Genomic DNA, 12,209 nt, shown 5'->3' on the forward strand with positions numbered 1-12,209 from the left:
ATCAACCGCCTTTTGCCATATTTATTATGCGGTTATCAGTTTTAGGCTTTATATCGTATTGGTTGACGATGGCCTGCATAACAAGGTCTGATATTTGAGGGGGACGTGTGCTTAAGGGCGGACGCTTTTCGGCATTCTTTAATGCATAGAAACCGTCTCCGCCATTGGCCAGAAAGTTACTTGTAGCCAGTGAATAGGTTTTCGATTTATCGATTCGCTTTCCATTAATGGTGACATTTTTTACTCGTTGAAAAACTTTCGCTGAAGGGTCGAAACTATAAGACATACCCGATACATGAGGAAAACCACCTTTTAAATTTTGATATTGCGAAAGCCCCTCTTCCAGAGCTTGAATCAACTGAGCGCCAGTTATATCTAAAGCTACTACATGCGCGCGAAACGGCATTTCGGTGACAATATCTTGCCGAGTAATTGGTGCACCTGCCGTATATTGTTTGTTGCCTCGGATACTGCCTCCGTTTATCAAGGCAATTTCAGTATTGGCATAGCGTTTAATGGTATCCGCGACAAAGTTTACAAAAGGATTCTCTTCACTTCTCACTTCTTTGCGCGCGGTCGAAACGGCAATCTTCCATTCGCCAATTTGGATATTTAACAACCGCTTTAGGCGCGCTTCATACTCAATGAGTTGCTCGTTTAACTCAGCATCAGCCTCTATATCTTCTAACGGCTGTTCGGTATACGACGTTGCTTGCCACCCAGCACTTTTAACGAAACTAGCAACGACAGCGGTTCCCTGCTGTGTCAGTACCATACTATTAGGATGACGCGTAGTTTCGAGCATATTTTTCTCGTCCAAGCGACTGTCTGTTATAAAAGCGACATCAATAATGCGTTTGTTCAGCATGGTATTAATAAAAGGGAACGGGTAGGAATAGTGAAGCAAAATAATATCTGCGCCTTGCTGTCGCAATCTTTTAGACTCCTCCATGATGGCTTTTTGAGGAGGCGTTATAGTAATATCAGATAATTGGTACTCTTCTATCACTCTCTCATGTAAAACTGATATAACACCAAGAGTTAATTCTTCTTTTTCTACAATCACAGAAGTGTGCAGGCCATCAGGGGAACGCCCCACTCGGTTGTCTATTACGTTGCTGGCTACCAATGGAAAGGCTGCTTCATAAGAACGAAGAGATAATTCATCCTCATAGAAACTAAATTCTCTCTTTGTGACCCCCATCACATCTGGCTCAAGGGAATTGAGAATATCAATAATGTGGGAGCCACGGTCAAACGAGGATAGCGCGCTCGGCCCAATCGAGCCACCGCCGAAAATGAAGAAGACGGTTTCACTAATTTGCCGCTGTTGTTTTACGAGGGTTTGAAGATTAGCGTAACGCCCTGTGCGTGCGTCGCTAATATTAGGCATATCTGCGGTTAGTACGAAAGTTACGCTAGAGGTTGTGACCTGTTCTCGATTTTCAGATACAGCATAACCTGCTCGAAATATGAGCGACAGGCTAGCTAAAAATACGAGCCATTGCGTGATTCGCATAACACCACTTAAGGAAAACTTGTTATTACTATTAACAAGTATAGCAACGATTAAGTCAATGCGACGATTGGCTATTTTTCCTTAAAAAGAAGGGCTTTATATCAAGCAATATAGATAATTGCCCGCTCGGAAAACGCAGGTGACCTTAAAATGGCGTTGCGCTTTTATCGCGCTGTGCCCAAAGCTGCCTTGCCTGCGATAGGGCATCTGCGACATCACACTTTTGTAGCAGCACTAAATAGCTGGCAAGTGTACTCAAAACGGCTTGTTCACCGTAAAGGCTACTCGCGTTACCCGCCCACACATCAAGCATGTCGTTAACGTTCATGTCTTTATCTTTAAGCGCCCATTTGTCAGCAACCACCGGCATTATTACTTCTTCGGTCTCACCATTTCTGGTAATAAATAGCTCAGTTTCCCGTTCACCATTAACTTCAGGATCTCCGCCATCACCACGAAAACAAAGCGCATCTATAGATGGATAATTTTCATTAACGCGGCAGTGTTTGTGGTCAAGATGCATATGGTAAACGCCCTGTACGCAAAATTGTGCAGCGGTGGGATTCAACAACCTTGCGAGGGTGTTAGCGCATGAACGCAGGCCAAATACCTCACGAAGCTTAATAATTGTGTCGAGCGCAGGCAGCAAATAAGACAAATCAAGGTAAGTCACCCCTTTATCCGTTAACTGCTGTTTGGCATCTTCAATACTGCTAACTTCAGACAGGCCCAATTGGGGTAACGCTATACTTGCATAAAGGCGTCCCGAACCCGGTTCATGCGCACCGTGAAGCATAACCGAGTAACCATTGTTGGCTAGAACCGCTACGGCCAATAAGTACCACGGTAACTGGCGACGCTTTCCCGCGTAGCAGCCAATATCTAACGTGGGGGTGAGGTTTTTAACTTCTGGCTCTATCAGCTCTCTGCATGCATCGACAAAGCCAATAACTTCTTCTGGTGTTTCTTCACGGGTACGCAGCAACATAAGAAATGCGCCGCGTTGATCGCCTGTCACTTCATTGGCCAATACCATTTTCATGGCATGATAAGCCTCATCACGGGTAAGGCTACGCCCCCCTTTTTGACCTTTTCCAATAATTTTTATGTATTCACTAAATGGTTGCTGCATGCTTGGATGAATGTAATAGAAGAGTATTTACCTGTTGACGAGACTCTACCACCTTTCCAAATATAAGTAACGTAGGCCCCGTTAAATTTGCTGCTTCTACCTTGCTATGAATATCGGCAAGCACGCCAGTAATCACGCGCTGTTCAGGCGAAGTGGCATTTTCAATTGCCGCTACTGGCCATGTGGTTGGCACGTTGTGATGAATCAAGCCTTTGTATAGCCCTTCAAGTCGGCTTAGCCCCATATAAACCACCATGGTTTGCTTCAATACATTTTGCGCCATGGGTGCCATCTCTGGCCATTGATCCACGTCCTTAAAATGTGCGGTCATAAAACTCACCGACTGAGCACAACGCCTGTCGGTTAAAGGGATCCCCGTATAGGCTGACACACCCGATGCTGCCGTAATACCAGGAACAATAGCAAAAGGAATGTTGGCTTTTGTGAGTGCATCGGTTTCTTCGCAGGTTCTTGCAAATAGGGCTGGGTCACCGCCTTTTAACCGTACGACAGTGTGACCGTTGCTTGCCAATTCAACCACTCGCTTGCATATAGCGTCTTGGGTAAAGCTATGCTTTTTGCAGCGTTTCCCTACATATTCTTTCACCACTTTAGAGGGAATTAGCGCGAGAATATCTTCGCTGACTAAAGCATCGAACAGCACGACATCGGCTTGTTGCAGAAGACGAAACGCTTTTAACGTAAGTAACTCGGCATCACCAGGGCCAGCACCGACGATGAACACCTGCCCTTGTTTATGACCTTCAGTTTGCCTGTTTGCTAACTTCAACCACTTGCCAAAGTATGAATGCTTAGCTGGAGCTTTTGGATTATCGGAGCGCTGGCGCGTCGTCACGGTCGTGACCGAGGTAGAAATAGCATCGCGATAAAAGAGGTTTAACAAAGGTTTCTGCGGTTTAAATAAGGTGCGCAAAAACGGTAACGACCAACTAGATGCAATTGACATGATTTAACGCTCCTAAACAGATTGAATTTCAATGACTAAATGCTTGTCTATCAGCTGAGACAAGGCGGGCTTGCACGAGCCACAATTCGTACCACACTTTAATGCTTCACCAAGCTCTGCCACCGAACTACAGCCTTCTTCGATGGCATGTGTAATGGTTTTTTCGCGCACTTCAAAGCAGCTACAAACTACATCACCATTTAAAAATGCGTCGTCTACTTGGCCACGTATTAAATTGCGCTGTATGTCTGTAGAAATAGATGTGTTGAGAAGACTGGCAAGCCATTCGTTAGGTACTGACCATGTGCTTTTTGAATGTGGCGCTGCCTGCGCTGTTGTATGTGCAGTTGCTGGTGCCCTTTCACCCTTTTCTGGCTCATCGCCCAAAAACGCCGCGAAACAAAGAGTATCATCGACAAGCGCAAGGCATACTGAGTATGTATGATGATGAAACTGCAATAGCACCGCGTTTTGCGGCAGCAGAGGTATCAACCCTTGGGTAAAATCCCGACGACCTTTGTTCGAAGCAACATTCAATACTGATAATGCTGCATCCGAGTTATTTAAAGGTGAAGACGCCTCTGTGCTTTCAAGCGGTGTCGTATTCCAGTAATCACACGCATGCTTTAGTGCGTCTTCACTAAACGGATTAAGTTTTGAATTATGTGCTGATTGGTTTACTGATGAAACAAAGAGCTTGCCGTAGGTAGCGAAATGAGCAGGCGCGATAGCTACCGCCGCGTGTTTTAACTCTGGCTGCCCTGAAATAGGGTCTACCGCGCTGGCGTAAAGTGCGCCTAGTTTACTGTGCGAACCCCATTGCGCCGACCAGTGAATGGGAATGAATACTTCCCCTTTGCGCATATCCGTATCCGCTTTAACCGGATAAATAACAGGGGCGTCTTTACACACTGCACTTGAAAGAGAAACGAGGCTTCCATCTTCAACGCCCAATTCAGCAGCGTCTTTAGGGTTGATATGCACGCAAGCACTTGGCATATGAGCCAGTAACTTTGCCGCTTTACCCGTGCGTGTCATAGTATGCCACTGATCTCGCGCTCGGCCGCTGTTCACAACAAAAGGATAAGCGTCTGATGTTACCTGCAGTGGCGCTCTGTAAGTTACGGGAATAAGTTTCGCTTTGCCACTAGGGGTTGAAAACCGTTTATCTTCAAAAGGACGTTTACTGGTAAGGCGAGGGTTAGGGTTAGATTTAGAATTAGAACTGGCCGTATTCTCAGCTTTTATAACTGTGTGAAAAGGCCACTGCAAAGGCGATAGCCCATTGTACTGAGCTTCACTTAACGCTTGTAAAGGTGACAGGTCTAATTGTCGCTTACCGTTATTTTGATAGCCGGTTAGCCCAGCGTATTCGCAGAATATTTGTGACGGATGGGTAAAATTAAATGCCTCGCCAAAGCCCATTTTACCCGCCACTTCGCATAGTATTTGCCAATCGTGTTTTGCACTACCTGGTGGGGGCAATATACCGCGCTGACGTGAAATACGGCGCTCTGAGTTTGTTACCGTGCCGTCTTTTTCCGACCACCCCGTGGCAGGAAGAGCAATGTGCGCGTAGTTAAGCGTATCGTTAGACTCAACAATATCAGACACCACCACCATGTCACATTTAGAAAGTGCGCGTTCAACTTGACCGCGATTTGGCATACTGACAACGGGGTTCGTCCCCATTATCCAAACGAATTTTACCTTTCCACTCTCAATTGCATTAAACAAATCAACAGCTTTAAGCCCCTGCCCTTTGGGCATAACAGGGGCATTCCAATAGGTTTTAACAGCGCTGATATGCTCAGGGTTTTCAAGGTCCATATGTGCAGCTAGCATATTGGCTAACCCACCGACCTCACGACCACCCATGGCATTTGGCTGGCCAGTGATCGAAAACGGGCCACAACCGTCTTTAGCAATTAAATCCATTGCTAAATGACAGTTGATAATGGCTTGGGCTTTATCCACACCAGCAGAAGACTGGTTTACGCCCATAGAATAAAAAGTAATTGCGCTAGAGGCTTTGCAGAAGGCATCAAAGAAGGCCTTAATACTGTTAACGTCCAGGTCGCATACTTCAGCAACGTCATCTAACGTTAAGGCATTTGCACTTTTGAGCGTTTCATCAAGCCCCTCGGCATAGCTCTCAACAATGGATTTGTTTATACGACCTTGTGCGTTTGCATAGCTGAGTAAACCGTTAAATAGGGCTACGTCGCTACCCGGTTTTATAGGAAGGTGTAAATCGGCAATGGTACAGGTTTCGGTTTTGCGTGGGTCAACAACAATGACCTTCATATTCGGATTTTTCAGCTTTGCTCGCTGAATGCGTTGAAAAAGCACTGGGTGCGCCCACGCCGTATTACTCCCGGTGATCACCAGTAAATCTGTACATTCTAAGTCGGTGTAATCGCAAGGCACTACATCTTCACCGAACGCACGCTTGTACGCGGCAACGGCTGATGACATACATAGGCGTGAATTCGTATCGATATTGGCACTGCCTATGTAACCTTTCATAAGCTTATTGGCAATGTAATAGTCTTCGGTGAGAAGCTGACCTGATACATAAAAAGCAACGGCATCCGCGCCATACTGCGCAATGGTAGAGGTGATCTTATCCGCAATCACATCGGTGACCGTGTCCCAATCCACCGATTGACCTGCCATGGTTGGGTGAAGCAAACGTCCGTTTACGTCGTTTGTTTCAAGCAGGTTTGTTCCTTTAACACACAATCTTCCATAATTGGCGGGATGCTCTGGCGTGCCTTTAACAGTGTCCAGGGTTATGGCACGCGGGCTTACGTTGCAACTGATATCTACACCACACCCTACGCCGCAGTATGGGCATGTTGTTTGTCTTAATTGTTCAGACATCATGTCGGGTTGTCGTGTAGGCATATTCATTTCATTACCTTTTTCGATTTCACAGCTTTTGAATGCATTTTGCTAGAAGGCTTTTTTCATGTGGGCGTTCAAATAAAGGCAGTTTGCTTAAACGCCGACAAAAACCTTTTCACCCTCTACCTTCACAGCGTAAGCCGTGACGGAAACATCGTCGTATTCTTTACACAGCCCGGTTTCTAAAAAGTAATGCTCTTTGTATAGAGGCGAAGCAACAACAGGCGCACCGCCTATCGAACCCAGAAGTCCGCGATAGAGTACGTTTGCTTTACCAATAGGGTCGTAGTTACTAATGGCGAAAACCTGGGTTTCGCCGTTTATCTTCAAACTGAAAATTGCCACTTGCTGTGAGTCGACAAGGGCGCAAACCCCACTGTTTGTCACTAAGTCGTTCGTCTCACAAACATAGTGCCATTGCACTTGCTGTGGTTCTGACGCCATTACATTTTGCGCTGCTGACATAATTTGATTCTCCTAACAGGGTTGATAAGCCAGTGGCTATACCATAGAGACAGGAATGAACTGATCTTTACCTGCTACTTTTTCAGCTTCAGTAGCTGGGCGAACCTGGCCTCGCTCTGAAACAAACTGAATATTGGTGTCGCTAGCATTGCTGTTTACGAATTGACGGAAACGCTTGCGCGACTCAGGGTTTTCAATGGTGGTTTTCCATTCGCACTGATAAGCATCAACCACAGCATCCATCTGTGCTTCAAGCTCACCATTAATGCCAAGAGCATCGTTTATCACAACGTCTTGCAAGTAAGCTAACCCACCTTCTAAGTTGTCCATCCACACCGATGTGCGCTGTAGGCGATCAGCCGTTTTCACGTAAAACATCAGCACGCGGTCGATGTACTTAATTAGGGTTTCGGTATCTAGGTCGGTGGCAAACAGGTCTGCATGTCGAGGCTTCATGCCGCCATTCCCGCAAACATACAGGTTCCAGCCTTGCTCGGTAGCAATAACACCAATGTCTTTGCTTTGGGCTTCTGCGCACTCACGGGTACACCCCGAGACGGCAAATTTAATTTTGTGTGGCGCACGTAAGCCTTTATAACGATTCTCTAAGTCAATGGCAGTGCCAACAGAATCCTGTACACCGTAGCGGCACCATGTGCTTCCCACACACGATTTCACGGTACGCAGTGCCTTCGCGTAAGCATGGCCGGTTTCAAAACCGCCAGCGACGAGTTTTTCCCAGATATCCGGTAAGTGCTCTACGCGCGCTCCAAATAAATCAATGCGCTGACCACCTGTGATCTTGGTGTACAAGTTGTATTCTTTTGCCACTTCACCTAGCAGAATCAACTTCTCTGGCGTTATTTCGCCACCAGGTACACGCGGTACAACGGAATACGTGCCATCTTTTTGCATGTTGCCAAGGTAGATATCGTTGGTGTCTTGTAGAGGAAGATGTGAAGCCTTAAGAATGTAGTCGTTATACACCGAGGCTAAAATTGAGCCGACAGCGGGCTTACAAATTTCACACCCTAGACCTTCACCATGCTGCTCTAGTAGCTCGTCAAAGGTGCGAATGCCGTTTACCTTAACAATGTGAAATAGCTCTTGTCGGGTATGGTTGAAGTGCTCACAAATGGCTTTTGATACTTCCACACCGCGCTTTTCAAGTTCGCTATCCACAACATTTTTAAGTAAGGCAGCACAACCTCCACACCCTGTGCTGGCTTTGGTTTCGCCTTTTACATCGCCAACGCTACAACAGCCGCCTTCAATGGCTGAAACAATATCGCCCTTTGTCACATTTAGGCATGAACAAATAGACGCGGTGTCTGGCAGTGCATCGGCACCTAGTGCTGGTGCCGCATCAGATGATGGTAGGATCAGACTTTCTGGGTGTTCAGGTAATTCGATATTATTAAGCGCATACTGTAGGAGCGTGTCGTAGTCGCTGGTATCGCCAACGAGTACAGCACCAAGCACGTACTTTTGCTCGCTATCTACCACCAGCTTTTTGTACACGCCTTCTGGCTGATTTAAATAGGTGTAGCTAAGCGCACCGGCTGTGCGTTCATGAGCTTCGCCAATTGAGCCCACTTCCACACCCATTAGCTTGAGTTTGGTACTCATATCTGCGCCAGCGAATTCGGCATCGCCGCCGGTTATATGACTTACAGCCGTGCGCGCCATGGTATAGCCAGGTGCTACCAGGCCAAAGATTTTGTTATCCCACAGCGCACATTCACCCACAGCGTAAATGTTTGGGTCAGACGTCACGCAGTGGTTATCAATGACAATACCGCCGCGCTCACCCAGTGTTAGCGCTGACTTTCTGCCGAGCTGGTCGGAAGGTCGAATACCGGCAGAGAATAAAATCATGTCAGTTTCTAGTGCAGTGCCGTCAGCAAACACCATTTTATAGCGGCAGGTATCACCGGCCTCAATAGTTTGCGTTGCCTTTTGGGTGTGAACCGTAACGCCCAATGCTTCAATTTTGTCCTTAAGAACGTTACCACCTGCTTGGTCTAACTGTACCGCCATAAGCTGCGGGGCAAACTCAACCACGTGGGTGTCGAGACCGGCTTGCTTTAATGCGTTAGCGGCTTCTAAACCCAACAGCCCACCACCAACAACAACCCCTACTTTGCTCACCGCTGCTGAAGCTTCAATAGCGAGTAGATCGTCTATAGTACGGTACACCAAGCAATGCTCTTGATCGTTGCCAGGGATGGGTGGCACAAATGGGTATGAGCCCGTAGCTAACACAAGCTTATCGTAGCTAAACACCTGCCCTTCAGAAGTCGTCACTTTATTATTGTCACGGTCTATATCGGTAACCAAGGCATTGGTAACTACGTTTACGCCCCACTCGGCGTACTGAGCGGGTGTAGTGAGCGCTAAGTCATCAGCACTCGCGCCGCTAAAAAAAGACGACAGATAAACGCGGTCGTACGCAAGGCGTGACTCGCCGCATAAAACGGTTATTTCTACATTGGCATCGCTTTGGTGAAGCTGCTCAACAAAATGATGCCCCACCATGCCGTTGCCTACGACGACAATTTGCGGTTTTGAGTCCAATGAAGTCATGGTATTCCCCTTTTTTCGGGACAAAAAAAAGCCCGCTTCAACTTTCGTTGATGCGGGCTTCGTTGCCTATTTTGCCAACGGTTTAGGTCGGCTAACACATTTTACGGAGTGTTATAAATCACACAATTTTCAGCGATTGACACAAATCACCAAAACACACTTTACGTTTATAGCTATCCAAGTTCAGTGCCAAAACCGTAAATAATTGTTTTTATTTGATTTACTACAAAATAAGCATTATTCAGACTTCACAACTGCACCAAACAAACGCAAAACTGTGTTTACTTGGTGCATTAAGGCTATCAAATAACTTAGGCCAGCTTATCCGTCGCTACGCGGTAGCGAGGGTCTTCAACCACGTTAATTTCAACAAACTTATCGGCCTTGCGAAGCAGTGAGCGACATTCATCACTGATATGGCGAATGTGTAGCTTTTTACCCTGCTCTTCGTATTTGTCAGCAAGGGTATCTAGCGCATCGATACCTGATGAATCCCAAATGCGAGAGTCTTTAAAGTCAATAACTACATCATTAGGGTCGTTGGCGATATCAAACAGGTCTTTGAAATGCGATACCGAGCCAAAGAACAGCGGGCCGTCTAGCTCATAGACTTTCCAACCGTCGTTATCGATATGGGATCTCGCTTCAATATGACGAGCGTGTTTCCATGCAAACACCAGTGCTGAAACGATAACACCCACCACAACCGCAATAGCCAGATCAGCGATAACGGTAACGCCTGTTACTAGGAAAAGTACGAACGCATCTTCTTTGTTTACGCCGCGAATAATTCTGAATGACGCCCACTCAAATGTAGCGATAACCACCACGAACATAACGCCAACAAGGGCAGCGAGAGGAATCATTTCAATTAGCGGAGCAGCAAATAGAATAAAGCCTAATAATACAACCGCCGCGGTGATACCAGACAAGCGGCCACGGCCACCAGAGTTAATATTAATCATACTTTGACCAATCATGGCGCAACCGCCCATACCGCCAAAGAAACCGTTTACGGTATTTGCAACGCCTTGGCCAACGCACTCTTTGTTGCCGCGCCCGCGGGTATCTGTCATTTCGTCAATTAATGAAAGAGTAAGAAGCGACTCAATTAGACCAACCAAGCAAAGAATGACTGAGGTAGGCAAAATGATCATGAAGGTTTCCCAGGTGAACGGCACCATAGGAATAGCAAAGCTAGGAAGTTCACCCGCTAGCGTCGCGGTGTCGCGCTGGTCAGCTGGTAGCAAATCGCGAACAAAGTCGATTACAGTGCGCGCTTCAAGGTCAAGACCGTGTACTAACAAGGTTACCGTAACAATCGCTACAAGCGACGCCGGTACAGCTTTGGTTAGCTTTGGCAATAAATAGATAATGGCCATGGTTAGCGCCACAAGCCCTAACATCCAATATAACAGCGTACCTTCCATCCACTGTAATTCACCGGCTGCGTTGGTCACTTTGAACTGGCCTAATTGCGCCAAGAAAATAACAATTGCCAAACCATTTACGAAGCCTAGCATTACCGGATATGGGACCAGACGTATAAACTTTCCGAGCTTGAAAATACCGCACATTATTTGCAGTAAACCAGCCAAAATAACCGCGGCAAATAAATACTGCACGCCGTGTTGGGCAACCAGTGCCACCATTACAACGGCCATGGCGCCGGTAGCACCAGAAATCATTCCTGGTCGGCCACCAATAGCGGAAGTGATTAAGCCCATCATGAAAGCCGCATAAAGACCAATCATTGGTTCTACGCCGGCCACAAATGCGAATGCAACGGCTTCAGGGACCAAGGCAAGCGCCACGGTAATACCTGATAGCACGTCGTTTTTAACGTTGCTGTCTTTACTGGTAATTAAATCGAACATGTTCTCTCAGAAGCTAAGATGTTAAACACAACAACCCACCATGGCGTACACCGCGTTAAAGCAGAACACCAAGTAGGTAGGAGATTTTTTCGGCGATTCTATCACCATTGTAGCGCAAAATCTTTTAATAGATTGTTACTAGGGCCTGTTGAACGTTGATGTGCAGCAAAGATCAACAGGCTCCAGTCCGAACTACTTGGCGCTTACGTGATAAGCGCAGGGCTCTTTGCCCCTTTCCTAATGCTGTGAGCTTGTCAATTTTTCATGTACGGTCTCAGGGCTTAATTTAATAGCGAATGCTGACAAATTGCATCGTACATGGCATCGTATAATGGTTTTTATTAACCGCGTCGTTCAATGCGCTTCGATTTCTAATACGGGGCTACGGTAAGACGTCGCAATAAGGCACAAGTCTTATTCAACGAGGAGTTAAAGTGGTACCTTATATTCTGACTATTTTGTGCGTGCTAGTAGCAGGCGCTATTCATTGGATGTCGCCGAAGGCTTATTGGAAAGCCACTATCATGTCGACCGCCGTTATTTTACTATTTTCTGTAGCGGCATTGTTTATATTTAAAGCATCAGGAATGCTGGTTAGCGAGCACACTGGCGAGAATGCTGACTTTTCTGGGCAAATGTTAACTATCACCACAATGATTGCCTTCTTCGGTTTCTTAATTTCACTGTTTGTAGGTTGGTTTCTTCGCGTAGTCAGAAACTAATCCGGAAAGCAAAACCACATAGTTTGCGAGG

8 protein-coding genes are annotated in these 12,209 nt (G+C 46.5%); 1 reads left to right on the plus strand and 7 read right to left on the minus strand.

Going from position 1 to position 12,209, the window contains the following annotated elements; all coding sequences use genetic code 11:
- Position 1 precedes the first annotated feature (1 nt).
- From QME20_RS04050 to QME20_RS04080, 7 genes are all read right to left on the minus strand, one after another.
- Positions 2–1,393 (minus strand): 5'-nucleotidase C-terminal domain-containing protein, encoded by a 1,392-nt coding sequence (locus QME20_RS04050; RefSeq protein ID WP_281715493.1) that lies wholly within the window; start codon positions 1,391–1,393, stop codon positions 2–4.
- A 271-nt stretch (positions 1,394–1,664) separates the two neighbouring features.
- The gene (locus tag QME20_RS04055) at positions 1,665–2,651 is read right to left on the minus strand and encodes a glycosyl transferase family protein (RefSeq protein WP_202941193.1); all 987 of its coding nucleotides are present in this window, start codon (positions 2,649–2,651) and stop codon (positions 1,665–1,667) included.
- A complete protein-coding gene (gene cobA / locus QME20_RS04060) occupies positions 2,635–3,618 on the minus strand; it encodes a uroporphyrinogen-III C-methyltransferase (RefSeq protein ID WP_187446209.1) in 984 nt (327 codons plus the stop codon). The genes QME20_RS04055 and cobA overlap by 17 nt, the downstream gene beginning before the upstream one ends.
- 12 nt (positions 3,619–3,630) lie before the next feature.
- The gene (locus tag QME20_RS04065) at positions 3,631–6,534 is read right to left on the minus strand and encodes a nitrate reductase (protein ID WP_281715494.1); all 2,904 of its coding nucleotides are present in this window, start codon (positions 6,532–6,534) and stop codon (positions 3,631–3,633) included.
- 87 nt (positions 6,535–6,621) lie between these two features.
- Entirely contained in the window at positions 6,622–6,993 is a 372-nt protein-coding gene (nirD, locus tag QME20_RS04070; RefSeq protein WP_014978295.1) for a nitrite reductase small subunit NirD, read from the minus strand.
- 36 nt (positions 6,994–7,029) lie between these two features.
- The gene (gene nirB / locus QME20_RS04075; protein ID WP_281715495.1) at positions 7,030–9,579 is read right to left on the minus strand and encodes a nitrite reductase large subunit NirB; all 2,550 of its coding nucleotides are present in this window, start codon (positions 9,577–9,579) and stop codon (positions 7,030–7,032) included.
- 311 nt (positions 9,580–9,890) lie between these two features.
- Entirely contained in the window at positions 9,891–11,456 is a 1,566-nt protein-coding gene (locus QME20_RS04080) for a SulP family inorganic anion transporter (RefSeq protein WP_014978293.1), read from the minus strand.
- 434 nt (positions 11,457–11,890) lie between these two features.
- On the opposite strand from QME20_RS04080, the gene QME20_RS04085 reads away from it, so the two are divergent.
- Positions 11,891–12,178, plus strand: coding sequence for a hypothetical protein (locus tag QME20_RS04085; protein ID WP_014948232.1), 288 nt, complete (start codon positions 11,891–11,893; stop codon positions 12,176–12,178).
- The last annotated feature ends 31 nt before the right edge of the window (positions 12,179–12,209 follow it).

The sequence above is a fragment of the Alteromonas sp. CyTr2 genome (assembly GCF_947311905.1).
GTDB lineage: Bacteria > Pseudomonadota > Gammaproteobacteria > Enterobacterales > Alteromonadaceae > Alteromonas > Alteromonas macleodii.